The organism is Pseudomonas sp. E45-MNA-CIBAN-0222 (assembly GCF_040310405.1).
Classification (GTDB): domain Bacteria; phylum Pseudomonadota; class Gammaproteobacteria; order Pseudomonadales; family Pseudomonadaceae; genus Stutzerimonas; species Stutzerimonas stutzeri_AC.
Window position 1 is genome coordinate 24,965 of sequence record NZ_JBEOPU010000011.1, and the last position, 25,947, is coordinate 50,911.

Sequence of the window (25,947 nt, forward strand, 5' to 3'; positions counted from 1 at the left end):
TACGCCAAATGTTGCAACCCAAGCGTACAAAATTCCGCAAGCAGATGACCGGCCACAACCGCGGTCTGGCTCAGCGCGGTAGCAAGGTCAGCTTCGGCGAATTCGCGCTGAAGTCTGTTTCCCGTGGTCGTCTGACTGCGCGCCAGATCGAGGCTGCACGTCGTGCGCTCACCCGTCACGTGAAGCGTGGCGGTAAGATCTGGATCCGCGTGTTCCCCGACAAGCCCGTCACCAAGAAGCCCCTAGAAGTTCGTATGGGTAAAGGTAAGGGTAGCGTCGAGTACTGGGTAGCCCAGATTCAGCCGGGCAAAGTGCTCTACGAGATCGAGGGTGTTTCCGAAGAGCTGGCGCGTGAGGCTTTCGCCCTGGCCGCTGCAAAGCTGCCGCTCGCCACCTCCTTTGTTAAGCGGACGGTGATGTGATGAAAGCGAATGAACTTCGTGAAAAATCCGTTGAGCAGCTGAACGAGCAATTGCTCGAGCTGCTGCGGGACCAGTTCAATCTGCGTATGCAGAAAGCGACTGGCCAGTTGGGGCAGTCTCACCTGCTCTCGCAAGTCAAGCGCGACATCGCTCGTGTCAAGACTGTGCTCAACCAGCAGGCAGGTAAGTGATCATGGCTGAAGCTCAGAAAACCGTCCGCACGCTGACTGGCCGCGTCGTCAGCGACAAGATGGACAAAACCATCACCGTTCTGATCGAGCGTCGCGTAAAGCACCCGATCTACGGTAAATACGTGAAGCGTTCGACCAAACTGCACGCCCACGACGAAACCAACCAGTGCCGTATCGGCGATAAGGTCACCATCCGCGAGACTCGTCCGCTGGCTAAGACCAAGACCTGGATGCTGGTTGACGTCGTTGAACGTGCCGTCGAAGTCTAAGGGCTAGGGGTCGGAGAAATTATATGATTCAGACTCAATCCATGCTCGATGTGGCTGATAACAGTGGCGCTCGTCGCGTCATGTGTATCAAGGTGCTCGGCGGTTCTCACCGTCGTTACGCCGGCATCGGCGACATTATCAAGGTAACCGTCAAGGAAGCGATTCCTCGTGGCAAGGTCAAGAAAGGCCAGGTAATGACCGCTGTAGTGGTCCGCACCCGTCACGGTGTACGTCGTCCCGATGGTTCCATCATTCGCTTCGATGGCAACGCTGCTGTTCTGTTGAACAACAAGCAAGAGCCTATCGGCACCCGTATTTTTGGGCCGGTGACGCGTGAACTTCGTACCGAGAAGTTCATGAAAATCGTCTCGCTCGCCCCTGAAGTGCTGTAAGGAGTAGCCGCATGCAAAAGATTCGTCGCAACGACGAGATCATCGTCATCGCCGGCAAAGACAAGGGCAAGCGCGGTAAGGTGCTCAAGGTGCTCGTTGACGACCGTTTGGTCGTTGGCGGGATCAACCTGGTCAAGCGCCATACCAAGCCGAACCCGATGTCGGGCGTTCAGGGCGGTATCGTCGAGAAAGAGGCGCCTTTGCACGTCTCTAACGTCGCCATTTTCAACGGCGAGACCAACAAGGCAGACCGCGTTGGCTTCAAGGTTGAAGAAGGCAAGAAAATTCGTGTCTTCAAGTCGACCCAGAAGCCGGTTGACGCTTGAGACTGCTAGGTAGATAACCATGGCACGACTAAAAGAAGTTTATCGGAAGGAAATCGCGCCCAAGCTGAAGGAAGAGCTTCAGCTCGGCAATGTGATGGAAGTTCCGCGCATTACCAAGATCACCCTTAACATGGGTATCGGCGAAGCGATCGGTGATAAGAAGATCATCGACAACGCAGTTGCCGATCTTGAGAAGATTACCGGCCAGAAGGTCGTCGTGACGCACGCTCGCAAGTCCATCGCGGGCTTCAAGGTTCGCGAAGGCTGGCCGATTGGCGTCAAGGTGACCCTGCGCAGTGATCGTATGTACGAATTCCTGGATCGCCTGCTTTCCATCTCCCTGCCACGGGTGCGTGACTTCCGTGGCCTGAATGCCAAGTCCTTCGATGGGCGCGGTAACTACAGCATGGGTGTGAAAGAGCAGATCATCTTCCCGGAGATCGATTACGACAAGATCGATGCCCTGCGTGGTCTGGACATCACTCTGACTACCACTGCTCGGACGGATGAGGAAGGTCGCGCTCTGCTGCGTGCTTTCAACTTCCCGTTCCGTAACTGATTGGAGTAGGCACATGGCTAAGCAAAGCATGAAGAACCGTGAGCTGAAGCGTCAGCAGACGGTTGCCAAGTTCGCCCAGAAGCGTGCGGCACTGAAGGCCATCATCGCTAGCCCGGAGTCCACTCCGGAGGCGCGTTGGGAAGCTCAGGTGGCTCTGCAGAAGCAGCCTCGTGACGCAAGCGCTGCGCGCCTGCGTAACCGCTGCCGTCTGACCGGGCGTCCACACGGCGTTTATCGCAAGTTCGGCCTCTCGCGCAACATGCTGCGCCAGGCTGCAATGCGCGGTGACGTGCCAGGTCTGGTCAAAGCCAGCTGGTAATAGAATAGACAGGGCCTCCGGTCCTGTTTGTTTTTGATCAAGCCCCTTATGGGGCTTGATTCGTTTTGGGAGTGTCTCTAGAATGTCCGGCTCGCCCGAGCCTCGCCTTTAGGCGCTCGCTCATTCGTAGGCGACACGAGCCCTCGCGGGCTTATTTTTTTGTATTAGGAGCCAAGCGCCCATGAGTATGCAGGACCCGTTAGCGGACATGCTAACTCGTATCCGTAATGCCCAGATGGCCGAAAAGTCCGTCGTAAGCATGCCGTCTTCCACGTTGAAGGTGGCTGTTGCCAACGTTCTTCAAGGTGAAGGCTATATCGCAGGATACAACGTCAGCAGCGACGCCAAACCGCAGCTGTCCATCGAGCTGAAGTACTTCGAGGGCCGTCCGGTCATTGAGGAACTCAAGCGCGTAAGCCGTCCTGGCCTTCGCCAGTACAAATCCGTTGACCAGTTGCCGAAAGTTCGCGGTGGCCTGGGTGTTTCGATCGTGTCCACCAACAAGGGTGTGATGACTGATCGGGCTGCTCGTGCTGCGGGCGTTGGCGGCGAAGTGCTTTGCACAGTGTTCTAAGGGGGGATAAGCATGTCTCGCGTTGCTAAGAACCCCGTCAAGCTGCCCGCTGGTGTTGAATTCAACATGTCCGGCCAGCAGCTTTCGGTAAAGGGTGCCAAGGGCACTCTGGAGCTGAATGTGCACTCGTCCGTGGAAGTAGTCCATGAGGCTGGTGAGTTGCGTTTTGCCGCTCGCAATGGCGATCAGCAAACACGCGCCATGGCCGGTACTACCCGCGCTCTGGTCAACAATATGGTGATCGGTGTCAGCCAAGGCTTCGAGCGTAAGCTCCAGCTGGTTGGTGTTGGTTACAAGGCGCAAGCCAAAGGTCAAGTGCTGTCCCTGGCTCTCGGTTTCTCGCATCCGGTGGATTATGAACTGCCGCAAGGCGTTACCGCTGAGACCCCCAGCCAGACCGATATCCTGATTAAGGGTGTCGACAAGCAACTGGTCGGTCAGGTGGCTGCTGAAATCCGCGATTTCCGTCGTCCTGAGCCTTACAAGGGCAAAGGTGTGCGGTACTCGGATGAAGTGGTCCGTCGCAAAGAAGCTAAGAAGAAGTAGGGCATAGCAAATGAGCCTAAAGAAAGAAACTCGTCTGCGTCGCGCTCGCAAGGCACGCCTGAAGATGCGCGAGCTGGAAACCGTACGCCTTTGCGTGTACCGCTCTTCCCAGCACATCTACGCCCAGGTCCTTTCGGCCGACGGCGGCAAGGTCCTGGCCAGCGCCTCGACTCTGGACAAAGAACTGCGTGATGCTGCTACTGGCAACGTCGACGCTGCCAAGAAAGTCGGTCAGCTGGTCGCTGAGCGTGCGAAAGCCGCAGGTGTCACTCAGGTGGCGTTCGACCGTTCTGGCTTCAAGTACCACGGTCGTGTGAAGGCACTGGCTGATGCTGCTCGTGAAGGCGGGCTGGAGTTCTAAGTTATGGCAAATAACGAGCAAAAGCGCGACGAAGGCTACATCGAGAAACTGGTTCAAGTTAACCGCGTCGCAAAAACCGTAAAGGGTGGTCGTATCTTCACCTTCACCGCGCTGACGGTAGTCGGTGATGGCAAGGGTCGCGTTGGCTTCGGCCGCGGCAAGTCCCGTGAAGTCCCGGCTGCTATTCAGAAGGCTATGGAAGCCGCTCGCCGTAACATGATCCAGGTTGATCTGAACGGCACCACGTTGCAGTACGCTACCAAGGCTGCTCATGGCGCTTCCAAAATCTACATGCAACCTGCTTCTGAGGGTACCGGTGTGATCGCCGGTGGTGCCATGCGCGCCATCCTGGAAGTGGCTGGCGTGCAGAACGTCCTGGCTAAGTGCTACGGCTCTACCAACCCGGTCAACGTGGTTCACGCCACCTTCAAGGGTTTGAAGGCTATGCAGTCGCCTGAGTCGATCGCTGCCAAGCGTGGCAAGAGCGTCGAGGAGATTTCCTGATCATGGCTAATACCGTCAAGGTAACGCTGATCAAGAGCGTCAGCGGTCGTATTCCTAATCACAAGCTGTGCGTCAAGGGTCTAGGCCTGCGCCGCATTGGTCACACTGTCGAGGTTCAGGATACTCCTGAGAATCGCGGCATGATCAACAAGGCTTACTACATGCTCCGTGTGGAGGGCTAAGCCATGCAACTGAACGATTTGCGTTCTGCGCCGGGTGCCCGTCGCGAAAAGCTGCGTCCGGGCCGTGGTATCGGTAGCGGTCTGGGTAAGACCGGTGGCCGTGGTCACAAAGGTCAGACTTCTCGCTCCGGTGGCAAAATTGCTCCCGGCTTCGAGGGTGGCCAGCAGCCGCTGCACCGCCGTTTGCCGAAGTTCGGCTTCGTTTCGCTGAAAGCCATGGATCGCGCAGAAGTGCGCACCTCCGAATTGGCCAAGGTTGAAGGCGATGTCGTCACCGTGCAAAGCCTGAAAGATGCCAACGTTATCAATCAAAACGTGCAGCGCGTAAAAGTCATGCTGTCCGGCGAGGTTGGTCGCGCGGTTACTCTCAAGGGTATCGCAGCCACCAAGGGTGCGCGTGCGGCTATCGAAGCAGCTGGCGGCAAGTTCGAGGAATAAATGGCTAAGCAAGGTGCTCTCTCCGCGCTGAGTAATGGTGGCTTGTCCGAACTCTGGGCTCGTCTGCGCTTTCTGTTCATGGCGATCATCGTCTACCGAATTGGCGCACACATCCCGGTGCCTGGGATCAATCCCGACCGGCTGGCCGAGCTATTCCGTCAGAACGAGGGCACCATCCTTAGCTTGTTCAACATGTTTTCCGGCGGTGCGCTGGAGCGCATGAGTATTTTTGCGCTGGGGATCATGCCGTACATTTCGGCGTCGATCATCATGCAGCTCATGACCGCTGTTAGTCCGCAGCTAGAGCAGTTGAAGAAAGAAGGTGAGGCTGGTCGGCGCAAGATCAGTCAGTACACGCGTTACGGTACGTTGGTGCTGGCAATCGTTCAGGCGGTAGGCATGTCGGTCGGGTTGGCGGGGCAAGGTGTCGCGTTCAGCAACGATTTTGGCTTCTACTTTGTCGCCATCACTACTTTCGTGTCCGGCGCGATGTTCATGATGTGGCTAGGTGAGCAGATCACTGAGCGTGGGGTCGGCAATGGTATCTCGATGCTGATCTTCGCTGGCATCGTCGCAGGCTTGCCGGGTGCGCTCGGTCAGTCCTTCGAGTCTGCTCGGCAGGGTGACATCAATATCATTGCGCTGCTCGCTGTCGGTCTGCTTGCTGTTGCAATCATCGGTTTCGTGGTCTTTATCGAGCGTGGCCAGCGTCGCATCGCGGTGCACTATGCTAAGCGTCAGCAGGGCCGCAAGGTCTTCGCCGCGCAGACCAGCCACCTGCCGTTGAAGGTGAACATGGCCGGGGTTATTCCTGCCATCTTCGCCAGCAGCATCCTTCTGTTTCCGGCTTCGCTGGGGCAGTGGTTCGGCCAGTCCGAAAGCATGAGTTGGTTGGCTGATATCTCTCAGGCAATCGCGCCGGGCCAGCCGTTGAATATCTTGTTGTTCAGTGCTGGAATCATTTTCTTCTGCTTCTTCTATACGGCATTGATGTTCAATCCGAAGGATGTGGCGGAGAACCTGAAGAAGTCCGGCGCGTTTATTCCTGGGATTCGTCCTGGTGAGCAATCCGCTCGCTATATCGATGGCGTGCTGACTCGCTTGACCATGTTCGGCGCCCTTTACATGACGGCTGTATGCTTGCTGCCCCAGTTCCTTGTGGTAGCAGCCAATGTGCCGTTCTACCTTGGTGGGACCTCGTTGCTGATCGTGGTCGTGGTTGTCATGGACTTCATGTCCCAAGTGCAATCGCACCTGATGTCACACCAGTACGATTCCCTGATGAAGAAAGCCAACCTGAAGGGCTATGGCAGCGGAATGCTCCGCTGAGATGGTTCGTAAGGTTTTAGGAGTTGGTGATGAAAGTTCGTGCATCGGTTAAAAAGCTGTGCCGTAACTGCAAGATCATCCGTCGCGACGGTGTCGTGCGTGTGATCTGCAGCGCAGAACCGCGTCACAAGCAGCGCCAAGGCTGATTGTGTAAAAAGCGTATAACCCGGCAGCTAGTGCGCTGCCGGGTTGAATATTTGTTATTACAGCGTTAATATCTCGCGCCCTTTTCTTGGCTTCCGGGGCGTAGGTAGCTGTCAATTGGAGTTTCACTGAATGGCCCGTATTGCAGGCGTCAACATTCCGGATAACAAGCACACTGTTATCTCGCTGACCTACATCTACGGTGTTGGTCGCACCCGTGCACAGGAAATCTGTGCCGCTACCGGTGTGAATCCGGCAGCGAAGATCAAGGATCTTTCCGACGAGCAGGTCGAACTGCTGCGTGGCGAAGTCGGCAAGTTCATCGTTGAAGGCGACCTGCGTCGCGAAATCAACATGAAAATCAAGCGCTTGATGGACTTGGGTTGCTATCGCGGCCTGCGTCATCGTCGTGGTCTGCCGGTTCGCGGTCAGCGTACCAAGACCAACGCCCGTACCCGTAAGGGCCCGCGCAAGCCGATCCGCAAGTAATCGCGTTAGCGAATCGACAGGAATTTAGTCATGGCAAAACCTGCTGCTCGTCCTCGTAAAAAAGTCAAAAAGACAGTGGTTGATGGCATCGCCCACATCCACGCGTCTTTCAACAATACCATCGTGACCATCACTGATCGTCAGGGCAATGCGTTGTCCTGGGCTACTTCGGGTGGTTCTGGTTTCCGCGGCTCGCGTAAGAGCACTCCGTTCGCTGCCCAGATCGCTGCAGAGCGCGCTGGCCAGGCTGCACTGGAGTACGGCCTGAAGAACCTCGACGTAAACGTCAAGGGCCCGGGTCCGGGTCGGGAATCCGCCGTGCGTGCTTTGAACGCATGTGGTTATAAAATCGCCAGCATCACCGACGTGACGCCAATCCCGCATAACGGGTGCCGTCCGCCGAAGAAGCGCCGCGTGTAATCAGGAGACAGTGAAGAATGGCTCGTTATATTGGTCCCAAGTGCAAACTGTCTCGTCGTGAAGGCACCGATCTCTTCCTGAAGAGTGGTGCGCGCGCGCTCGAATCTAAGTGCAACATTGAAACCCCGCCGGGTGTACACGGTCAGCGTCGTGGCCGTCTTTCCGACTACGGCACCCAGCTGCGTGAAAAGCAGAAAGTTCGTCGTATCTACGGTGTTCTTGAGCGTCAGTTCAGCGGTTACTATAAGGAAGCGGCCAGCCGTAAAGGCGCTACCGGTGAGAACCTGCTGCAGCTGCTCGAGTGCCGTCTGGACAACGTTGTGTATCGTATGGGCTTCGGCTCCACTCGTGCTGAATCGCGTCAGTTGGTCTCGCACAAGTCGATCAGCGTCAACGGTCAAACCGTGAACGTCCCGTCTTATCAGGTCAAAGCTGGTGACGTGGTTGCGGTTCGCGAGAAGTGCCGTAACCAGCTGCGTATCGCCCAGGCCCTCGAGCTGTGCGCTCAGCGCGGCCGCGTTGAATGGGTCGAAGTAGATACCGACAAGAAATCTGGTGTTTTCAAGAATGTTCCGGCTCGCAGCGATCTGTCCGCCGACATCAACGAAAACCTGATTGTCGAGCTCTACTCCAAGTAAGGGCTAGAAAATAGGTGTATCCATGCAGAGTTCGGTAAATGAGTTCCTGACCCCCCGCCATATTGATGTGCAGGTGGTCAGTCCGACCCGTGCCAAGATCACTCTCGAGCCCCTCGAGCGTGGTTTTGGCCACACCCTGGGCAACGCGCTGCGTCGTATTCTGTTGTCCTCCATGCCCGGCTGCGCTGTGGTCGAGGCTGAGATCGACGGTGTGCTCCACGAGTACAGCGCCATCGAGGGCGTGCAGGAAGATGTAATCGAAATCCTGCTCAACCTCAAAGGTATCGCCATCAAGCTGCACGGCCGTGATGAAGTGACCTTGAGCCTGGTGAAGAAGGGCGCGGGCGCTGTTACCGCTGCCGATATCCAGCTGGATCACGATGTCGAAATCGTCAATGGCGATCACCTGATCGCCAACCTGGCGGCAAACGGCTCGATCAACATGAAGCTCAAGGTCGCTCGCGGCCGTGGTTACGAGCCTGCTGACTCGCGTCAGAGTGATGAAGATGAGAGCCGTAGCATCGGCCGTCTGCAGCTCGACGCTACCTTCAGCCCGGTTCGTCGCGTGGCTTATGTGGTCGAGAATGCTCGTGTCGAGCAGCGTACCAACCTGGACAAGCTGGTCATTGACCTGGAAACCAACGGCACTTTGGATCCCGAAGAGGCGATCCGTCGTGCAGCGACCATCCTGCAACAGCAGCTTGCTGCGTTCGTCGACCTCAAGGGCGACAGCGAGCCGGTAGTTGTTGAGCAGGAAGATGAGATCGATCCGATCTTGTTGCGTCCGGTTGATGATCTGGAGCTGACCGTACGTTCGGCCAACTGCCTGAAGGCGGAAAACATCTACTACATCGGTGATCTTATTCAGCGCACCGAAGTAGAGCTGTTGAAAACGCCGAATCTGGGCAAGAAGTCCCTGACAGAAATCAAGGACGTTCTGGCTTCGCGTGGTTTGTCCCTCGGTATGCGTCTGGATAACTGGCCGCCGGCAAGTCTCAAGAAGGACGATAAGGCCACTGCCTGATCGCCCCCAGTAACCGAACTGAACGTTTGGTAAGGAATTTCAATCATGCGTCATCGTAAAAGTGGCCGTCATCTGAGCCGCACAAGCGCCCACCGCAAGGCCATGTTTCAGAACATGGCGGTGTCGCTGTTCGAGCACGAACTGATCAAGACCACCCTGCCCAAGGCGAAAGAGCTGCGTCGCGTCGCTGAGCCTCTGATCACCCTGGCCAAGGAAGATAGCGTCGCCAACCGCCGTCTGGCTTTCGACCGTACCCGTTCGAAAGCTATCGTTGGCAAGCTGTTCAACGATCTGGGTCCGCGTTACGCCACCCGTCAGGGCGGCTACCTGCGCATTCTCAAGTGCGGTTTCCGCGCTGGAGACAACGCTCCTATGGCTTACGTCGAACTGGTTGACCGTCCGGTCGCTGGTGAGGTTGAAGCCGCCGAGTAATATCGGCAGCGGTAAAAGAAGCCGAGTCTTATGACTCGGCTTTTTTATGCCTGAGAGTTCTATGCCTGAAAGATTTGCTCTATTGGCAGCGTTGACCTTCATCATTGGTCGGCGTTGTGCTGGCTTCCTATGATGGCACTCAACCAGAGAGTGCTCGTCGAGACACTGGAATCCAGTGAATACCAAGGAGTTGCAACCATGACTGATAAGCCGAAACTTACAACCGTTGCCGGCGCCCCGGTTTCTGAAAACCAAAACTCCATGACTGCTGGCAGCCGCGGCCCAATGTTGCTGCAGGACGTATGGTTTTTGGAAAAGCTCGCGCATTTTGACCGCGAAGTCATCCCGGAGCGTCGCATGCATGCAAAGGGGTCGGGGGCATTTGGTGAGTTCGTCGTCACCCACGACATCACTCGCTACACGAAAGCCAAACTGTTTTCCGAGATCGGTAAGCGCACGCCCTTGTTTGCGCGGTTCTCTACGGTGGCGGGGGAGCGGGGCGCGGCCGACGCAGAGCGTGATATTCGCGGATATGCTCTGAAGTTTTATACCGAGCAAGGCAACTGGGACATGGTGGGCAACAATACTCCGGTATTTTTCTTCCGCGATCCGTTGAAGTTTCCCGACCTTAATCACGCGGTCAAACGAGATCCTCGGACCAACATGCGGAGCGCTAACAATAATTGGGATTTCTGGACGGGGTTGCCTGAGGCGCTTCATCAGATCACCTATGTGATGGGAGATCGGGGGATTCCTGCCTCCTATCGCCACATGCATGGCTTCGGTTCTCATACCTATAGCTTCATCAGCCCGAATAACGAACGGTACTGGGTGAAGTTTCACTTCCGTACTCAGCAGGGCATCAAGAATCTTACCGACGCTGAAGCAGCCGCTATCGTCGCGGGGGATCGTGAAAGTTCGCAGCGCGATCTGTTCGAGGCCATCGAACGTGGTGAATACCCGCGCTGGACGATGTATGTGCAGGTAATGCCGGAGGTAGACGCGGCCAAGGTGCCTTACCATCCGTTCGACCTGACCAAGGTCTGGCCGCATGCCGACTATCCGCTGATCGAGGTTGGCTACTACGAGCTCAACTGCAATCCCGATAACTACTTCCAGGATGTCGAGCAGGCCGCATTCACCCCGGCGAATGTCGTTCCGGGCATCAGTTTCTCTCCGGACCGGATGCTGCAGGGACGCTTGTTTTCATACGGCGATGCGCAACGCTACCGGCTTGGGGTGAATCACCATCAGATTCCGGTAAATGCCCCCCGTTGCCCGGTCCACAGCTACCATCGCGATGGTGCCATGCGCGTGGATGGCAATCAGGGTGGGCGTCTGCATTACGAGCCGAATACCTACGGCGAGTGGCAGGAGCAGCCTGACTTCAGCGAGCCGCCGTTGATGCTTGAAGGGGCAGCGGATCGGCATGATTTTCGCGCCGATGATGCAGACTACTTTACCCAGCCTGGCAATCTGTTCCGCCTGATGAAGGCCGATGAGCAGCAGCGGCTGTTCGAAAATACCGCGCGCTCGATGCAAGGTGTGGAGCGTCACATCATGATTCGCCACATAAGCCATTGTTTAAGGGCTGACCCGGCTTACGGTGCAGGAATAGCCGCGGCGCTGAACATTCCGTTGTCGGAGGTGCCGGCGTAAGCGAATCGATACTGGTAAACAGAAACGCCCGCAGCGTGTGCTGTGGGCGTTTTCGTTTCGAGGGCGCTACTCGTGTGGATTGCTCAGCGGTTTATCACTTTCCTGTCCGGGCGGCAGGAGACGATCGGCTTCTGCCGGGTCGATAGCCATCAGGCTGCCGTTGGCGGTGGCAACAAGTACCGCTTCGAGCATTTCACGAACGTTGTTGCGTAGCATGCCGACGGACTTCTGGCCGCGGCTATTCAGGCCACCGATTTCCATCAGGATGCTGCCACCTAGTGGGCCCTCGTCACCGGCGGCTAGCCGTTCGCTACCCAGTAGGCCGTACGCGTTCCGTGCAATGCCAGGATCGCCGCCGACGCGGCGGACATCGCCGTTGGGGTGCTCGTGGTAATAGTTGGTGATTTCCATGAAGCCAAGCTGCAGGGAACGTTGTTTCATCGCGATGGCCAGTTGCTTCGACAGTGCTACTGCTTCGGGAGCGACATCTGGGTGGGTCGGCCAAGTGATGGAGCCGGTCACTTGTCGGCCGGGTCTGTTTACCTCGGGGTCTACATCCTCGAGTACTACGGCTGGATTCTGGTTGTGCACATCTACCAGCCAGATGGGGCGATAGCGGTCATAGATGCCACGCACAGCGACCGCTTCGGGTACCGGGTTCTGTCCTGGGTTGTAGTGTCGCTCGCCAGCAAGGCCCGGATTGCAGCGTATCTGCGTGCTCTGGCTCCAGTCCGTCCGGTGGTAACGGTTGATGTCGTAGCTGAATCGGCGCTGGCCGCCGGCATCGGTGCAGGCAGTCACGTTGGCGCCCAAGCGCTGATCAAGCTTGGCAGGATCCAGGCTGCCATCGGCCCGAAGGTAGTCAGTGCTGGTTTGCGGAGCGCTAAAGTCCATATTGCCGCGATCGAAACGCTCGGCGCCGTCCGGGTTGACCCTCGGCATGATTAACACCTGAATGTTGTTCAGTACCTGGCGGGACAAGGCACCACCGGATGCGAGGCGTGTATCAGGTTCACTGCGGCCTCGGTGCCGTGGGGCTCATTTCCGTGCTGTTGAGTGATGATCATCACGGCAGGCTTGTCGGCATTGCCCAATCTGGCTAGCCAGATTGGGCGGCCTTCATTACTGGTTCCAGCCTGTTCCAGGCTCAACGAATCAGGGAAGCGCCGCGACAGTCCACTGAGTTGGTCGTAAAGCTGTTGATTGCTCAGGAACGCCTCGAGCGAGACGTTCTGTTTGTCGGTTAGCCAAGGGCCGTTGGGTTGAGCGGCGGTGCTGAGGCCGGGCAACAGGCTGGCGCCGAGCAGGCACGCGGCGAGCGCAATACGCATCGGGATTTCTCCTAATCGGGCTGGTAGTGTCCCGCCTAACCGTCTGGCGGGACTTGCAGTGGACCCCGCTGCGCTTGCACTTGTTGCTAGAGCGGCAATCAGCTCGCAGAACGGTCGCGCTCCAGCAACGGCTTGAGGAAGTGGCCGGTGTGCGACTGCGTCATGTCCGCTACCTCTTCCGGAGTGCCGCAGGCGATGATCTGACCACCCTTGGAGCCGCCTTCCGGGCCAAGATCTACCAACCAGTCGGCCGTCTTGATCACATCCAGATTGTGCTCGATGACCACTACCGTATTGCCGTGATCGCGCAGGCGATGCAGCACGTCGAGCAATTGCTGGATATCGGCGAAATGCAGGCCGGTGGTGGGCTCGTCAAGGATGTACAGCGTCTTGCCGGTATCGCGCTTGGACAGCTCGCGCGATAGCTTGACGCGTTGCGCCTCGCCGCCGGACAGCGTCGTCGCACTCTGTCCGAGCTTGATGTATGACAGGCCTACATCCATCAGCGTCTGCAGCTTACGGGCAACGGCCGGGACCGGATCGAAGAATTCACGGGCTTCCTCGATGGTCATATCGAGCACCTCGGTGATGCTCTTGCCCTTGTATTTCACCTCAAGCGTTTCGCGGTTGTAGCGCTTGCCCTTGCACACGTCGCACGGCACGTAGATATCCGGCAGAAAGTGCATCTCCACCTTGATCACGCCATCGCCCTGGCACGCTTCGCAGCGCCCGCCCTTGACGTTGAAGGAGAAGCGGCCCGGACCATAGCCGCGCGAGCGTGCTTCTGGCACGCCAGCAAACAGCTCGCGAATCGGCGTGAACAGGCCGGTGTAGGTCGCGGGGTTGGAGCGCGGGGTGCGGCCGATCGGGCTTTGATCAATGTCCACCACCTTGTCGAGGTGCTGCAGGCCATCGAAGCTGTCGTGCGGGGCTACTTCCAGCGTGGTTGCCCCATTGAGGGCCGTGGCGGTGATCGGGAAAAGCGTGTTGTTGATCAGGGTCGACTTACCCGAGCCGGACACGCCGGTGATACAGGTGAGCAGACCTACCGGGATTTCCAGGTCGACGTTGCGCAAGTTGTTGCCGCGGGCGCCCTTGAGCTTGAGCAGTTTTTTCGCGTCGCGGCGGGTGCGCTTCGGCGGATAGTTGATCTTCACCCGGCCGGAGAGGTACTTGCCGGTCAGCGAATCCGGGTGTGCCATCACCTCGTCCGGTGTGCCCTCGGCGACGATGCGGCCGCCATGCACCCCGGCCCCGGGGCCGATGTCCACTACGTAGTCGGCGAGACGGATCGCGTCCTCGTCGTGCTCGACGACGATCACCGTATTGCCGATGTCGCGCAAGTGGCGAAGGGTGCCCAGCAGTCGCTCGTTGTCACGCTGGTGCAGGCCAATCGACGGTTCATCGAGGATGTACATCACTCCGACCAGGCCGGCACCGATCTGGCTGGCCAGGCGGATGCGCTGGGCTTCGCCGCCGGAGAGAGTATCGGCGCTGCGGTCGAGCGTCAGGTAATCGAGGCCAACGTTAACCAGAAACTGCAGGCGCTCGCTGATTTCCTTGAGAATCTTGCCGGCGATCTCACCGCGTCGACCACTGAGCGAAAGCCCAGCGAAGTAGTCGGTGGCATCGCCGATAGGCAGCGCTGTAACCGCCGGCAAGGTCTTGTCGCCGACCCATACGTGACGGGCTTCCCGGCGCAGACGCGTACCGCGACAGTCCGGGCAAGGCTGGGTGCTGAGGTACTTGGCGAGCTCTTCGCGTACCGAATTGGACTCGGTTTCGCGATAGCGGCGCTCCAGGTTGGGGATGATGCCTTCGAATGGGTGCGAGCGTTTGACGATGTCGCCGCGGTCGTTGAGGTAACGGAATTCCACGCTGTCGCGTCCGCTGCCGCGCAGGATGAACTTCTGCTGGTCTGCCGGTAGCGAATCGAACGGCTCGTCCAGACTGAAGCCATAGTGCGAGGCCAGCGAGCCAAGCATCTGGAAGTAGTAGACGTTGCGCCGGTCCCAGCCGCGTATGGCGCCTTCGGCCAGGGTCAGTTCGCCATTGACCAGGCGCTTGGCGTCGAAGAACTGCTTCACGCCCAGGCCATCACAGGTCGGGCAGGCGCCGGCCGGGTTGTTGAAGGAGAAGAGCTTGGGCTCCAGCTCGCTGATCGAGTGGCCGCAGATCGGGCAGGCGAAACGCGCGGAGAAGATCATCTCCTCGCTGTCGTCGTCCTCTTCCATGGACGCGACCAGGGCAATGCCGTCGGCCAGTTTGAGCGCCGTTTCGAAGGATTCGGCCAGGCGTTGCTGCAGGTCGCCGCGGACCTTGAAGCGGTCCACCACCACGTCGATCGAGTGCTTCTTCTGTTTGTCGAGCTTGGGCAGCTCGTCCAGTTCGTACAGCCGTCCATTGACACGGGCGCGCACGAATCCTTGGGCACGCAGCTCGTCGAACACGGCAAGGTGCTCGCCCTTGCGCTCGCGGATGACCGGCGCTAGCAGCATTAGCTTGCGACCTTCCGGCAGTGCCAGTACCTGATCGACCATCTGGCTGACCGTCTGCGCTTCCAGCGGTGCGTCATGATCCGGACAGCGCGGCGTGCCGACACGTGCATAGAGCAGGCGCAGGTAGTCGTAGATCTCGGTGATGGTGCCGACGGTGGAACGCGGGTTGTGCGAGGTCGATTTCTGCTCGATGGAGATCGCTGGGGAAAGCCCTTCGATGGTATCGACATCGGGCTTTTCCATCATCGAGAGGAACTGACGGGCATACGCTGAGAGCGATTCGACATAGCGACGCTGGCCCTCAGCGTAAAGAGTGTCGAATGCAAGCGAAGATTTGCCGGAGCCAGAAAGGCCGGTGATGACGATAAGCTTGTCGCGCGGCAGGGTGAGGTCGATGTTCTTCAGGTTGTGGGTGCGAGCCCCACGAATAAGAATCTTGTCCAAAACAGCCTCGCGTGGCGGGCGGAAACCCGAAAGTATACGGCCGGGGTGGTAGTCGCGGCAAAACCGAGCGCCTGTGCCGAACAGGGTTGGGCTGCTAGAATCGCCGCCGGTTCATACAAGCGAGACCCTCCATGCAGGACCCCTATAGCGAGCGCATGAGCGCCAGCGAAACACGTGCAGCTTCCGGGCTGGCTCTGGTATTCGCTTTTCGCATGCTCGGCATGTTCATGGTTTTGCCCGTACTGGCCACCTACGGCATGGATTTGGAAGGCGCGACGCCAACCCTTATCGGTCTTGCGATAGGCGCCTATGGTTTGACCCAGGCGCTGCTGCAAATTCCCTTCGGTATTCTTTCTGATCGTATTGGTCGCTTGCCGATCATCTATTTCGGTTTGCTGATCTTCGCTGCCGGAGCCGCACTGGCGGCGATGTCCGACAGTATTTGGGGGGTTATTGCTGGGCGCATTCTGCAAGGCGCTGGGGCAATTTCAGCGGCGGTGATGGCGCTGCTTTCAGACCTGACCCGCGAACAGCATCGGACCAAGGCGATGGCCCTGATCGGTGTGAGTATCGGTTTTTCCTTCGCTGTGGCGATGATCGTCGGGCCGTTGCTGACTCGGGCGTTCGGCCTGTCCGGCCTGTTCTGGGTGACCGCCGGGATGGCCATGTTCGGTGGTGTCATCGTCGCGCTGTTGCCGAAGGCCCAGGCCCATGTACGCCATCGTGAATCCGGAGTTGCCAAGCAAGCGCTCGGACTGACGTTGCGCCACCCCGACCTGCTGCGCCTGGATTTCAGCATTCTGGCGCTGCATGCGATCCTGATGGCCAGTTTCGTCGCCTTGCCGCTGGCGCTGGTGGAGCAGGGAGCGTTGCCCAAGGAAGAGCACTGGTGGGTGTATCTCACAGCGCTGATGATCGGCTTTTTCGGCATGATTCCATTCATCATCTACGGTGAAAAGAAGCGTCAGATGCGTCGAGTGCTGCTGGGCGCGGTCGCGGCGCTGCTGCTTTGTGAGCTTTTTTTCTGGTGGTTTGGCAACGGCTTGTGGATGTTGGTGGTAGGCATGGTCGGCTTCTTCGTGGCCTTCAACCTGCTGGAAGCTTCGTTGCCTTCACTGATCAGCAAGGTGGCGCCGGCGGGCGGCAAGGGCACGGCGATGGGGGTCTACTCCACCAGTCAGTTCCTTGGCGCCGGGATGGGCGGCATCCTGGGTGGTGTGCTTTATCAACAAGGCGGGCTGGCGCTGGTGTTCATCGGTTGCGCTGCGCTGTGTGCGCTTTGGTTCGTGATCGCCTTCAGCATGCGCGAGCCGCCTTACGTGACCAGCTTGCGTCTACCGCTCTCCACTGGCGCGTTGGGCAACGCCGGTCTTGAGAATGATCTGCTGCAGGTAGCTGGTGTCAGTGACGTGCTAATCGTTTTCGAGGAGGCTGCGGCTTATATCAAAGTCGATACACAACAGCTGGATCGGGACGCACTGGATCGCCTGGTGGCATGAACGCACTCCGCGTGCAGCTTGGTTAGTGCATGCCCAGGCGCAACTTGAAGGAGCGTCGGTTGGCCGTAAAGGGTGGCTGAGGTAAGATTCGCGGTCATCGGGTGGTCTGGTGGCAGGATCGCCATCGGTGAGCCCATTTATATTCAATGTTCCAAATGAGGAGTTACCCATGGCCAGAGGGGTGAATAAAGTCATCTTGATCGGCAATGTCGGCGGCGACCCGGAAACCCGCTACATGCCCAATGGCAATGCGGTGACCAACATCACGCTGGCAACCACCGACAGCTGGAAGGACAAGCAGACCGGCCAGCTCCAGGAGCGCACCGAGTGGCACCGTGTGGTGTTGTTCGGCAAGGTTGCCGAGATTGCTGGCGAATACCTGCGCAAGGGTTCGCAGTGCTATATCGAAGGCCGCCTGCAGACCCGTGAGTGGGAGAAGGACGGCGTCAAGCGCTACACCACCGAAATCGTCGTCGACATGAATGGCACCATGCAGCTGCTTGGTGGCCGTGGCGGCAGTTCCGACGATGCCCCACGTCAACAAGCTCGTCCGCAGCGTGAGCCGCAGCAGGCGCCGCGTCAGCAGGCCCAGCCGCAGCAGCCCGCGGCGCGTCAGCAGCCTGCACCGGACTACGACAGCTTCGACGACGACATCCCCTTCTAGAGTTTTCTGAATGCGAATGCGCCTGATGCTGTTGGGCGGCGGCAATGCCCTGGGCCAGGCGCTCATCCGCCTCGGCGCCGAGGAAGACATCGGTTTCCTCGCGCCGCGCCCGCCCGCACAGGGCTGGGACGCAGCCAGCCTTACCCAGCTACTCGACGACAACCGTCCGGATGTCGTGATCAACCTTGCCTACTACTACGACTGGTTCCAGAGCGGTCAGGCCAACGAGGCGGCGCTCACGGCTCAGGAGCATGCGGTGGATCGCCTGGCCGAGCTTTGCCAGCATCACGATTTCGTGCTGTTGCAGCCGTCGAGCTACCGTGTATTCGACGGCGCTCGGACCACGGCCTATAGCGAAAAGGATGAGGTGGCACCGCTGGATGCTCGGGGCCGGGCGCTCTGGCGCATCGAGCAGAGCGTGCGCTCGCTATGTCCCCGTCACGTACTGCTGCGCTTTGGCTGGCTACTCGATGACAGTCGCGACGGAGTCTTGGGTCGTGTGCTGCAGCGTTTGGAGCAAAGCGAGCCGATTCTCCTGGCGGACGACCGGCGCGGCAATCCCACACCGGTTGATGATGCTGCGCGGGTCATTCTGGCGGTGCTCAAGCAGCTTGATTGCCTGGCACCTCTGTGGGGCACCTATCACTACGGCGGCCATGAGGCGTCCACTCCTCTGCTGGTTGCTCAGGCACTACTCGGTGAGGCAAGCAAATACCGCAATGTGGCCGCGGCCAACCTGACCGCTGTTGCTCACGCCGATTGCCTGGACGCGGCGGCGGAGCCGCAGCATGGCGTGCTCGCCTGCAAGAAGATATTCACCACTTTCGGCATCAAACCCCGCGCCTGGCGCACAGGGTTGCCGAGCCTGCTGGAGCGCTATTACCGTCATGGCTGATGCCCCGATCCTGGTCACTGGTGGCGCCGGTTTCATCGGCTCCAATCTGGTCGATGCCCTGCTCGCGCGCGGTTGCGCCGTTCGTGTGCTGGACAATCTGTCTAGTGGCAAGCGTGAAAACCTGCCGCAGAACGAGCGTGTCGAGCTGGTGGTCGGTGATGTGGCTGACGCTGCTTGCGTTCGTCGTGCGGTGCAGGGTTGCCAAGCGGTGGTGCATCTGGCTGCGGTTGCATCAGTCCAGGCTTCGGTAGATGACCCGTTCGGTACTCATCAGAGCAACCTTATCGGTACGCTGAATCTGTGCGAAGCGATGCGTGAGGCTGGTGTGAAGCGGGTGCTGTTCGCTTCCAGTGCAGCCGTCTACGGTAACAACGGTGAAGGCCAGGCCATCGATGAAGATACGCCCAAGGCGCCGCTGACGCCCTATGCCGCAGACAAGTTGGCCAGCGAGCATTACCTGGACTTCTATCGCCGTCAGCACGGACTGGAGCCAGTGGTGTTCCGCTTCTTCAACATCTTCGGGCCGCGGCAGGATCCATCTTCGCCATATTCCGGCGTGATCAGCATTTTCACCGAGCGGGCGCAGAAGGGTTTGCCGATTGCGGTGTTCGGCGATGGCGAGCAGACGCGCGATTTTCTCTACGTTGCCGATCTGGTCGAAGTGTTGGTGCAGGCGCTGGAGTCGCCTGAGGCGCCGGAGGGCGCAGTAAATGTAGGGCTGAATCAGGCCACTTCGCTGAATCAGCTGCTCGACGCTATTGGTGATGTACTGGGTGGGCTACCTGAGGTGAGCTACCAGGCGGCACGGCCGGGGGATATTCGTCATTCGCGAGCGAACAATGCACGCCTGTTGCAGCGCTACCGCTTGCCAGAGCCGCCGACCAGCATGCGTGATGGGTTGGCGAAGTTGTTGGGTTTGTAAGAGGCGAACTCTAAAAACACAAAAGGCGCCTTAGGCGCCTTTTGTTTGTCTGCGATTAGGCGGCAGCCGTTTCGTCAGAACTTGTAGCCGAGGCCGACCATGTAGACCATCGGGTCTACGTCTACGTCGACTTTGGTTTTAGCAATGCCGAGTGCGCCGGGGCCTTTGACAGTGGCCTCGGTATCGATGTCGATATAGCGGACTTGCGCGTTGATCATCAGTCGGTCGGTCAGCATGTAATCTGCGCCCACTTGGAATGCGAAGCCCCACGAGTCGTCCAGATCCAGGCTGCTGAAGCCCTGAGCCTTCCGCTCGCTGCTCAAGTCTTCTTGGAAAAATGTGGTGTAGTTGATGCCTACACCCAAGTAGGGCTGGAAGGCGGCCTTGCTGTCCAGCGGGTAGTAAATGACGCTTAGGGTCGGCGGCAGGTGTTTGATGTCTCCGAGTTTGCCGTCTAGACCGCCTAGGCCTTTTACGCCGACTTCATGGCTGAACGGAGTTGCAGCGAGCAGTTCGATACCAACCTTGTCAGTCACCATATAAGCGAAGTTCAGGCCCAGCTGAGTGTCGCTGTTCAGAGTGGCGCTGGTACCGCCTGCACTTACTCCATCGAACTTTAGGTTGCCGCTATCTTCACGCGGATCAACGGTGATCGCACCAGCGCGAACGATGATGTCCCCGGCTTCGAAAGCCTGGGCGAAGGGGGCGGCCAGCGCCAGGGCCAGCGCGGAAGCGGTGAACAGGGTCTTGCGCATGATGATGCTCCGTTTGGTGTAATGCGATTGGGGGCCATGGTAGGGGCTGAGCGCGGCGGGTTTTTGATCCAGCTCAATGAAAAATGCCTGCTCACCTGCGACATAGCGGCAGGGTTGCTTTGCGTCAACTCACAGATGATAATGTTTCTCTTTTGAGTTAACGCCCGTCTCCAAGGATCCTTTAATGCCTTCCTTCATCCCCCGCCTGCTGGCGGTTGCCGTGCTGCCGTGCTGTGTGCAGCTCTACGCCGGATCGCTGTCCGCTGCGCCGCTGGATGCGGCGCTGGGAGAAAGCGAGCGCCTTTCCGCCGAAGCAAAGGCTTCTCAGGCGCGGATTGATCAGCTCGACGATGCCACCCGCGAAATGCTCAACGAGTACCGTAGCGCCCTGCAGCAGACCGAGGCGTTGAAGGCCTATAACAAACAGTTGCATGAGCTCACTGCAGCGCAGAGCAAGGAACTGGTGGGCTTTCAGCGCCAGCTGGACAGCATTGAGCGTACTCAGGAAGCAGTAACGCCACAGATGAGCCGTATGGTGGAGGTGCTGAGCGAGTTCATCGTTGCTGACCTGCCTTTCCTACCCGATGAGCGCGCCGATCGCCTGGCCGGTTTGCAGGACCTGCTCCCGCGTGCCGATGTCAGTCTGGCGGAGAAGTACCGACGCATCCTGGAGGCCTACCAGATCGAAAGTGATTACGGCCGCACGCTCGAAGCCTGGCGCGGCGAGCTGCCGGGCGACGCCGATTCTCGCAGCGTCGAGTTCCTGCGCCTGGGCCGAGTGATGCTCTATTACCAGACCCTTGATGCTCATGAGAGTGGCTGGTGGAACCCGCAGGCGCGCGCTTGGGAAGTGCTCGACGGCAGCGCTCGGCGCCCGTTGACGCAAGCGATTGCCATCGCTCGCCAGCAACAGGCTCCGGCCTACCTGCAACTGCCCGTGAAGACCCTGGCCGAGGAGGCCGCGCAATGAGCCGTCTGTTTTCCCTCTTCTTCGTCGCGCTGCTGCCACTCGCGGCTCATTCGGCAGAGCCGCTCAGCCCCGACCAGCTGCTCGAGCGCATTCGCAGCGATCGCGCAGCCGAGGTCAGTGCCATGCAGGCCCGGGAGCAAGCCTTTGTTCGGGATCGCGGCGAGCAGCAGCAACTGCTTTCCCGCGCCCGTGCCGCATTGGCCGAGCAAAAGGCCGAGGCCGAGCGGCTGAAGGCCGAATTCGACCGTCAGGAAGCCGAGCTGGCTGAGCAGGAAAAACTCTTGGCGCAGCGGGTCGGCCACCTGGGTGAGCTGTTCGGTGTGGTGCGCCAGAGTGCAGGAGACATCGCTGGGCAATGGCAGGACAGCCTGCTCAATGCCCAGTACCCAGAGCGTTTGAAGCAGCTGCGCAGCCTGGCTGAAAGTCGCGCGCTGCCCTCGGCCGAGGATCTCGACGCTTTCTGGATGACACTGCTCGAAGACCTGGCCGCCAGCGGTCGCGTAGAGCGTGTGCAGCTGCCGGTAGTGGGCACCGATGGGGCGCGTAGTGAACAGCCAGTCCTGCGAGTAGGTAGCTTTTCCGCTTTCACCCGTGATGCCTTCCTGCGCTATGACGCTGATGCCGGCGAGTTGCTGGTGCCGGTGCGTCAGCCGTCCGGTAAAGGTCTGATCGGAGACTATCTGGAAAGCAATGAAGCGTTGGCTACCCTGCCGGTGGATCCGAGTCGAGGTACTTTGCTCGCTCAGCTGCAGCGTCAGCCGACGCTATGGGAACGCGTGAAGCAGGGCGGGCTGGTCGGTGGTGTGATTTTGGTTCTCGGTGCCATCGGCCTGCTGTTGGCGATCTGGCGCATGGTCTACCTCGGTGGCGTCGGTCGCAAGGTCGGCAGCCAGATGCGTGAGCTCAACCAGCCGCGCGACGACAATCCGCTCGGGCGCATCATCGGCGTGCTGGGGCCTAAGCCTCAACTGTCGGATCTGGAGACGCTGGAGCTTAAGCTGGATGAGGCGATTCTTCAGGAGACACCGCCGTTGGAGCGCGGCCAGCCGCTGCTCAAATTGCTCGCTGCCGTCGCGCCGCTGCTCGGGCTGCTGGGTACCGTTACCGGCATGATCATTACTTTCCAGGCGATCACCCAGAGCGGTGGCGGTGATTCGCGGCTGATGGCTGACGGTATCTCTCAGGCGCTGGTAACGACCGTGCTGGGCCTGGTAGTGGCGATCCCATTGCTGTTCCTGCACAGCCTGCTGGCCAGCCGCAGCAAGGGACTGATTCAACTGCTTGAGCAGCAAAGCGCAGGGTTGATCGCGCTGCATCTGTCGGGGGCGCCACGCCGTGACTGATTTGCGCGCCCACTGGCTGGGTCTGGTCGACAGCGGTCATGCGCTGCTCGACTTCATGGCTGCGGGCGGCGTGGTGATGTGGGCGCTGGCCGGCCTGTGCGTGCTGTATTGGACGCTGGTTTTCGAGCGCCTGTGGTTCATGCGGCGGGTCTTCCCGCACTGGGTCGAATCGCGTCGGCAGGCTTGGGCGCAGATGGCCGATGAGCCTGGTAGCTGGCAGCGTGCGGTGCGTTCGGCCTGGCTGGCGCAGGCGCAGCAGCAGTTGTCCGGGCCGCTACGGCTAAGCAAGACCCTGGTGGCGATGTATCCGCTACTCGGACTGCTCGGCACGGTCAGCGGCATGATCGCAGTATTCGACGTGCTGGCGCTCAGTGGCTCCGGCAACCCACGCGGCATGGCCGCAGGTGTCTGGCAGGCGACTCTGCCGACCATGGCTGGCATGGTGCTGGCCATCACAGGATTGTTCAGTCTGGCGCGCCTCGAGCGGATCGCGCGCCAGTCTCTCGACCGGCTGGCTGACCAGCTGCGTCACGACTGAGGATTAGCGGGATGCGTATGCGTCGTCATCATTACCAGCAGGAAGAAGATACCGGCATCGACCTTACGCCGATGCTCGATGTTGTCTTTATCATGCTGATCTTCTTCATCGTCACCAGCTCCTTCATCAAGGAGTCCGGTGTCGAGGTCCATCGTCCGCAGGCGGACACCGCCAGCGCTCAGGACAAAGGCAACATCCTGATTGCAGTCACTGCCGATGGGCAGGTTTGGATCGACAAGCAGGCAGTGGACGTGCGCAGCGTGCGCGCCCATGTCGAGCGTCTGCGCGTGGATCAGCCGGAAGGTGCGGTGGTCGTTCAGGCTGACCAGGATGCTCGCACCGGCCTGGTGGTGCAGGTAATGGATCAGGCGCGTCAGGCCGGGGTGCAGGACGTTGCACTGGCTGCCAGTACGGGGTCGCGCTGATGCAGCCGCGGCTGGTTCGTTTCAGTCTTGCCTTCGTCGCCGCCTGCGTGGTGGCGCTGCTGCTGTTCGCGCTGATGCTGAGCATGGTCAATCCGCCGCGCAGCAAAATCCAGGAAGACCCATTGGCGATTGCCAACTTCGTGCGCATGGATGGGCGCAACGAGGACAGCGCCACGCGGTCCCGTCAACAGGCACCGCAACCACCACAACCGAAGACGCCGCAACCGCCAACGCCGCCGACGCCGAATATGGCGACGCCGGACGCCAACCTGCCGAAGCTCGATCTCGACCTGCCCAACATCGATGCCGGCATATCGGTAGCGACTGCGCCAGCGCCTAGCTTGTCTGGCCTCACGGCGGCGCAGAGTGCGCCGGCCGCAGCCCCGGCTCCGGCAAGTGCTGCAGTCGAAGCGGCGGGCAACCCAGGTGGTCCGGAGCAGGAAGTGATGCCGCTCAATGATGTGCGTCCCGAGTACCCCTATCGTGCGCGGCAGCAGGGCATCGAAGGGCACATCAAGCTGGCTTTCACCATCAATCCGCAGGGCCGGGTAGAAAACATCCGTGTACTGGAAGCCTCACCCCGTAACGTCTTCGACCGCGAGGCCCGGCGTGCCGCGGCCCGCTGGCGTTTTGCGCCACGCACCGAGGGTGGTGCAGCGGTATCCCGTGAAGCTGTGAAAACCCTGCACTTCCGTCTGCAAGGAGAACGCTGAGATGCTTCGTTTGCTGCTCGTGTTATCGCTTTTTCTCACCGTCTCGGCTCAGGCCGCGCAGGCGATCGATCCGGCGGTATTCATGGCGCTCGAGCGAGCGCAGACCGCGCAGAGCAAAGGTGACTACGCCGCTGCGCGCAAGGCGCTGGATGGTGTCAGCGCGAAAGCCGGGAGTGGTGAGGAGGCCTTACTCTGGCGTAGCCGCGGCTATCTGGCCTGGGCCGAAGGCAATAATCGCCATGCGTTGGAATGGCTCGATAAAGCGGTCGCCAGTGGAAAGCTGGATGAGGAGTTGCTGGCAGGCGAGCGCCTCAACCTGGCCCGGCTGAATCTTGTCGAGGGTCGCTACGCCAAGGTAGTCAGCCTGTTGGGCTCGGCCAATCAGGGCAGCGAGGAAGTGCTGCAGATGCTGGTGCAGGCTTATCAGGGCCTTGGCCAGCATGCAAAGGCGCTGCCGCTGGCCGAACGCTACGTGCAAGCCAATCCGCGTGCTGGCGACACCTGGCTGCAGTTTCTGGTTGCCGGCAACGCCGAGCTGAAGCGCTATCAAGCGGCAGAGGGCTGGCAGAAGAAGTTGTTGCTGCGCCATCCCGACCAGGCCAAGGCCTGGCGTCAGCTGGCCGGTTTGCAGCAGATGGCTGGTGCGCAAGATCGGGCGCTGGCAACGCTGCGTGCGGCGCATGCCAAAGGCCTGCGCTTCAACGAAACGGAGCTGGACAACCTGGTCGCCCTGGCCAGCGCAGCCGGGCAACCCTGGCAGGGCGCCAAGCTGCTCGAAGGCATGCTTGCGTCACACTTGCTGCCGAACAACGCCAGCCGTCAGGAACGCATGGGCATGCTCTGGTGGCAGGCCCGCGAGCGCACCGAAGCCGCGAAGATCTATCGTCAACTGGCGACTCAAACCGGCAGTGCGAAGTTCTGGATGAGCGTGGCGCAGCTGGAGCTGGAGCAGGCCCGTTGGCAAGCCGGGCTCGAGGCGCTGAAACAGGCTGAGCGCGCCGGTGCGGAGCGCAGAAGGGTGCGTGAGTGGCGCGAATGGGCGGAAGGCGAGCTCAGTTTCGAGCGCGAGAAGCAGATCGCCAGCGCCCACTGATATTTGGCTATCCGGAAACTCTCAGTTGTTCAGTGTTGGGGATGTTGTGGATGGCCGCTCGGCAGGCAGTATCACATCCGCGGCCGCTCCCACCGATCACCGGGGGCTCAGCCCTGAGTCGTCACTGCAACTCGTAGGGATAGATCTTCTGTGCCTGCATGCGGTAACCCGCTTCAGCCAGCTCGCTGCTGGCGTGTTCGACGCTCAACGGTCCCTCGATCCAGAACGGCTCGTAAAGTGCGTCCATGCGCACGCCCAGTTCGCTGGTGGCATGCACGATCTGGTTGGACGGTGGCGGCGGCACGTGAATGCAGGCACCGAAGTAGGGCACCAGCAGGAACTCGATGACGCGGCCCTCGTCAGTCATGTCCAGCGGCACGATATAGCCCGGCAACTTCACCATCTGACCATCGAGTGCCTCGACTACAGGCGCGGCCGGCGACTGCTGCGCGGCAGCCGGTCCGGCCTCGGCAGCCAGCGCATCGGCCAGCTGCGACAGGTCATGAATGGCCAGCGGCGGCGGCGGTGGCGGCGCGCCTTCAGGGATCAGCTCCGCCCACTGCAGCTCGCGGACATCGTCGGCATACACGGGAAGCGTGCAGACCAGTAGCAGAGCAATCAACAGGCGCGACATCGGCT

At 59.7% G+C, this 25,947-nt stretch carries 36 protein-coding genes; 31 read left to right on the forward strand and 5 right to left on the reverse strand.

Annotation, left to right across the window (positions count from 1 at the left end; all coding sequences use genetic code 11):
* The first annotated feature begins 8 nt into the window (after positions 1-8).
* The 21 genes from rplP to AAEZ08_RS16640 all read left to right on the forward strand — a co-directional run bounded on the left by rplP (position 9) and on the right by AAEZ08_RS16640 (position 11,218).
* Complete coding sequence (rplP, locus tag AAEZ08_RS16540; protein WP_003281836.1) at positions 9-422, forward strand: 50S ribosomal protein L16; 414 nt, start codon at positions 9-11, stop codon at positions 420-422.
* On the forward strand, positions 422-613 hold the full coding sequence (gene rpmC / locus AAEZ08_RS16545; protein WP_003281834.1) for a 50S ribosomal protein L29: 192 nt from the start codon (positions 422-424) through the stop codon (positions 611-613). Before rplP ends, rpmC begins: the two co-directional genes overlap by 1 nt.
* Positions 614-615: 2 nt before the next feature.
* Positions 616-882, forward strand: coding sequence for a 30S ribosomal protein S17 (gene rpsQ / locus AAEZ08_RS16550; protein WP_003281832.1), 267 nt, complete (start codon positions 616-618; stop codon positions 880-882).
* 23 nt (positions 883-905) lie between these two features.
* Positions 906-1,274 carry a 50S ribosomal protein L14 gene (gene rplN, locus AAEZ08_RS16555; protein ID WP_003281831.1) on the forward strand — a complete coding sequence of 123 codons (369 nt, stop codon included), beginning with the start codon at positions 906-908 and terminating at the stop codon, positions 1,272-1,274.
* A gap of 11 nt (positions 1,275-1,285) precedes the next feature.
* Positions 1,286-1,600, forward strand: coding sequence for a 50S ribosomal protein L24 (rplX, locus tag AAEZ08_RS16560; RefSeq protein ID WP_003281829.1), 315 nt, complete (start codon positions 1,286-1,288; stop codon positions 1,598-1,600).
* A 19-nt stretch (positions 1,601-1,619) separates the two neighbouring features.
* The gene (gene rplE, locus AAEZ08_RS16565) at positions 1,620-2,159 is read left to right on the forward strand and encodes a 50S ribosomal protein L5 (RefSeq protein WP_003281827.1); all 540 of its coding nucleotides are present in this window, start codon (positions 1,620-1,622) and stop codon (positions 2,157-2,159) included.
* 13 nt (positions 2,160-2,172) lie between these two features.
* Positions 2,173-2,478: a 30S ribosomal protein S14 gene (rpsN, locus tag AAEZ08_RS16570; protein WP_003281826.1), complete on the forward strand. Its 306-nt coding sequence runs from the start codon at positions 2,173-2,175 to the stop codon at positions 2,476-2,478.
* 181 nt (positions 2,479-2,659) lie between these two features.
* Positions 2,660-3,052: a 30S ribosomal protein S8 gene (gene rpsH, locus AAEZ08_RS16575; RefSeq protein WP_003281824.1), complete on the forward strand. Its 393-nt coding sequence runs from the start codon at positions 2,660-2,662 to the stop codon at positions 3,050-3,052.
* A 12-nt stretch (positions 3,053-3,064) separates the two neighbouring features.
* Entirely contained in the window at positions 3,065-3,598 is a 534-nt protein-coding gene (rplF, locus tag AAEZ08_RS16580; RefSeq protein ID WP_058063741.1) for a 50S ribosomal protein L6, read from the forward strand.
* Between the two features lie 10 nt (positions 3,599-3,608).
* Complete coding sequence (gene rplR / locus AAEZ08_RS16585) at positions 3,609-3,959, forward strand: 50S ribosomal protein L18 (RefSeq protein ID WP_058063742.1); 351 nt, start codon at positions 3,609-3,611, stop codon at positions 3,957-3,959.
* Positions 3,960-3,962: 3 nt separating this feature from the next.
* Positions 3,963-4,463 (forward strand): 30S ribosomal protein S5, encoded by a 501-nt coding sequence (gene rpsE, locus AAEZ08_RS16590; RefSeq protein WP_003281819.1) that lies wholly within the window; start codon positions 3,963-3,965, stop codon positions 4,461-4,463.
* Positions 4,464-4,465: 2 nt separating this feature from the next.
* Entirely contained in the window at positions 4,466-4,645 is a 180-nt protein-coding gene (gene rpmD, locus AAEZ08_RS16595) for a 50S ribosomal protein L30 (RefSeq protein WP_003281818.1), read from the forward strand.
* Between the two features lie 3 nt (positions 4,646-4,648).
* A complete protein-coding gene (gene rplO, locus AAEZ08_RS16600) occupies positions 4,649-5,083 on the forward strand; it encodes a 50S ribosomal protein L15 (RefSeq protein ID WP_003281817.1) in 435 nt (144 codons plus the stop codon).
* A complete protein-coding gene (gene secY, locus AAEZ08_RS16605; RefSeq protein WP_003281816.1) occupies positions 5,084-6,412 on the forward strand; it encodes a preprotein translocase subunit SecY in 1,329 nt (442 codons plus the stop codon).
* A gap of 29 nt (positions 6,413-6,441) precedes the next feature.
* Complete coding sequence (rpmJ, locus tag AAEZ08_RS16610) at positions 6,442-6,558, forward strand: 50S ribosomal protein L36 (protein ID WP_003281814.1); 117 nt, start codon at positions 6,442-6,444, stop codon at positions 6,556-6,558.
* 130 nt (positions 6,559-6,688) lie between these two features.
* Complete coding sequence (gene rpsM / locus AAEZ08_RS16615) at positions 6,689-7,045, forward strand: 30S ribosomal protein S13 (RefSeq protein WP_058063743.1); 357 nt, start codon at positions 6,689-6,691, stop codon at positions 7,043-7,045.
* A 30-nt stretch (positions 7,046-7,075) separates the two neighbouring features.
* A complete protein-coding gene (rpsK, locus tag AAEZ08_RS16620) occupies positions 7,076-7,465 on the forward strand; it encodes a 30S ribosomal protein S11 (protein WP_003281811.1) in 390 nt (129 codons plus the stop codon).
* 17 nt (positions 7,466-7,482) lie between these two features.
* Positions 7,483-8,103, forward strand: a complete 621-nt coding sequence (gene rpsD / locus AAEZ08_RS16625) for a 30S ribosomal protein S4 (RefSeq protein WP_003281809.1) — start codon at positions 7,483-7,485, stop codon at positions 8,101-8,103.
* A 22-nt stretch (positions 8,104-8,125) separates the two neighbouring features.
* Complete coding sequence (locus AAEZ08_RS16630) at positions 8,126-9,127, forward strand: DNA-directed RNA polymerase subunit alpha (protein WP_003281807.1); 1,002 nt, start codon at positions 8,126-8,128, stop codon at positions 9,125-9,127.
* 45 nt (positions 9,128-9,172) lie between these two features.
* Positions 9,173-9,559: a 50S ribosomal protein L17 gene (rplQ, locus tag AAEZ08_RS16635; protein WP_003281805.1), complete on the forward strand. Its 387-nt coding sequence runs from the start codon at positions 9,173-9,175 to the stop codon at positions 9,557-9,559.
* 198 nt (positions 9,560-9,757) lie between these two features.
* Positions 9,758-11,218 (forward strand): catalase, encoded by a 1,461-nt coding sequence (locus tag AAEZ08_RS16640; RefSeq protein WP_500124709.1) that lies wholly within the window; start codon positions 9,758-9,760, stop codon positions 11,216-11,218.
* A 66-nt stretch (positions 11,219-11,284) separates the two neighbouring features.
* Here AAEZ08_RS16640 and AAEZ08_RS16645 read toward each other — a convergent pair whose 3' ends face one another.
* The 3 genes from AAEZ08_RS16645 to uvrA all read right to left on the reverse strand — a co-directional run bounded on the left by AAEZ08_RS16645 (position 11,285) and on the right by uvrA (position 15,491).
* Entirely contained in the window at positions 11,285-12,160 is an 876-nt protein-coding gene (locus AAEZ08_RS16645; protein WP_500124710.1) for a M14 family metallopeptidase, read from the reverse strand.
* A gap of 20 nt (positions 12,161-12,180) precedes the next feature.
* The gene (locus tag AAEZ08_RS16650; RefSeq protein ID WP_500124711.1) at positions 12,181-12,549 is read right to left on the reverse strand and encodes a M14 family zinc carboxypeptidase; all 369 of its coding nucleotides are present in this window, start codon (positions 12,547-12,549) and stop codon (positions 12,181-12,183) included.
* A 98-nt stretch (positions 12,550-12,647) separates the two neighbouring features.
* Positions 12,648-15,491: an excinuclease ABC subunit UvrA gene (gene uvrA / locus AAEZ08_RS16655; RefSeq protein WP_003281800.1), complete on the reverse strand. Its 2,844-nt coding sequence runs from the start codon at positions 15,489-15,491 to the stop codon at positions 12,648-12,650.
* A 131-nt stretch (positions 15,492-15,622) separates the two neighbouring features.
* On the opposite strand from uvrA, the gene AAEZ08_RS16660 reads away from it, so the two are divergent.
* From AAEZ08_RS16660 to AAEZ08_RS16675, 4 genes are all read left to right on the forward strand, one after another.
* The gene (locus tag AAEZ08_RS16660) at positions 15,623-16,990 is read left to right on the forward strand and encodes an MFS transporter (protein WP_482695388.1); all 1,368 of its coding nucleotides are present in this window, start codon (positions 15,623-15,625) and stop codon (positions 16,988-16,990) included.
* A gap of 169 nt (positions 16,991-17,159) precedes the next feature.
* Positions 17,160-17,654, forward strand: a complete 495-nt coding sequence (locus AAEZ08_RS16665) for a single-stranded DNA-binding protein (protein ID WP_058063748.1) — start codon at positions 17,160-17,162, stop codon at positions 17,652-17,654.
* 10 nt (positions 17,655-17,664) lie between these two features.
* Positions 17,665-18,549, forward strand: a complete 885-nt coding sequence (locus tag AAEZ08_RS16670) for a sugar nucleotide-binding protein (RefSeq protein ID WP_003281796.1) — start codon at positions 17,665-17,667, stop codon at positions 18,547-18,549.
* The gene (locus AAEZ08_RS16675) at positions 18,542-19,471 is read left to right on the forward strand and encodes an NAD-dependent epimerase/dehydratase family protein (protein ID WP_500124712.1); all 930 of its coding nucleotides are present in this window, start codon (positions 18,542-18,544) and stop codon (positions 19,469-19,471) included. The genes AAEZ08_RS16670 and AAEZ08_RS16675 overlap by 8 nt, the downstream gene beginning before the upstream one ends.
* A gap of 74 nt (positions 19,472-19,545) precedes the next feature.
* On the opposite strand, the gene AAEZ08_RS16680 is transcribed toward AAEZ08_RS16675, so the two are convergent.
* The gene (locus tag AAEZ08_RS16680) at positions 19,546-20,226 is read right to left on the reverse strand and encodes an OmpW/AlkL family protein (RefSeq protein WP_500124713.1); all 681 of its coding nucleotides are present in this window, start codon (positions 20,224-20,226) and stop codon (positions 19,546-19,548) included.
* 184 nt (positions 20,227-20,410) lie between these two features.
* Between AAEZ08_RS16680 and AAEZ08_RS16685 the strand changes: the two genes are divergently transcribed.
* Genes AAEZ08_RS16685 through AAEZ08_RS16710 form a run of 6 tightly spaced genes read left to right on the forward strand, consistent with a single transcriptional unit; the run spans position 20,411 to position 25,308 of the window.
* Positions 20,411-21,196, forward strand: coding sequence for a DUF3450 domain-containing protein (locus AAEZ08_RS16685; protein ID WP_483031010.1), 786 nt, complete (start codon positions 20,411-20,413; stop codon positions 21,194-21,196).
* A complete protein-coding gene (locus AAEZ08_RS16690; protein ID WP_102821115.1) occupies positions 21,193-22,539 on the forward strand; it encodes a MotA/TolQ/ExbB proton channel family protein in 1,347 nt (448 codons plus the stop codon). The genes AAEZ08_RS16685 and AAEZ08_RS16690 overlap by 4 nt, the downstream gene beginning before the upstream one ends.
* Positions 22,532-23,077 carry a MotA/TolQ/ExbB proton channel family protein gene (locus tag AAEZ08_RS16695; RefSeq protein WP_003281788.1) on the forward strand — a complete coding sequence of 182 codons (546 nt, stop codon included), beginning with the start codon at positions 22,532-22,534 and terminating at the stop codon, positions 23,075-23,077. Before AAEZ08_RS16690 ends, AAEZ08_RS16695 begins: the two co-directional genes overlap by 8 nt.
* An 11-nt stretch (positions 23,078-23,088) precedes the next feature.
* The gene (locus tag AAEZ08_RS16700; protein ID WP_036991176.1) at positions 23,089-23,502 is read left to right on the forward strand and encodes an ExbD/TolR family protein; all 414 of its coding nucleotides are present in this window, start codon (positions 23,089-23,091) and stop codon (positions 23,500-23,502) included.
* Complete coding sequence (locus AAEZ08_RS16705) at positions 23,502-24,215, forward strand: energy transducer TonB (RefSeq protein WP_003281785.1); 714 nt, start codon at positions 23,502-23,504, stop codon at positions 24,213-24,215. The genes AAEZ08_RS16700 and AAEZ08_RS16705 overlap by 1 nt, the downstream gene beginning before the upstream one ends.
* Position 24,216: 1 nt before the next feature.
* Complete coding sequence (locus AAEZ08_RS16710) at positions 24,217-25,308, forward strand: tetratricopeptide repeat protein (RefSeq protein ID WP_500124714.1); 1,092 nt, start codon at positions 24,217-24,219, stop codon at positions 25,306-25,308.
* Between the two features lie 121 nt (positions 25,309-25,429).
* Here AAEZ08_RS16710 and AAEZ08_RS16715 read toward each other — a convergent pair whose 3' ends face one another.
* Entirely contained in the window at positions 25,430-25,942 is a 513-nt protein-coding gene (locus AAEZ08_RS16715) for a DUF3299 domain-containing protein (RefSeq protein ID WP_058063753.1), read from the reverse strand.
* Between the last annotated feature and the right edge of the window lie 5 nt (positions 25,943-25,947).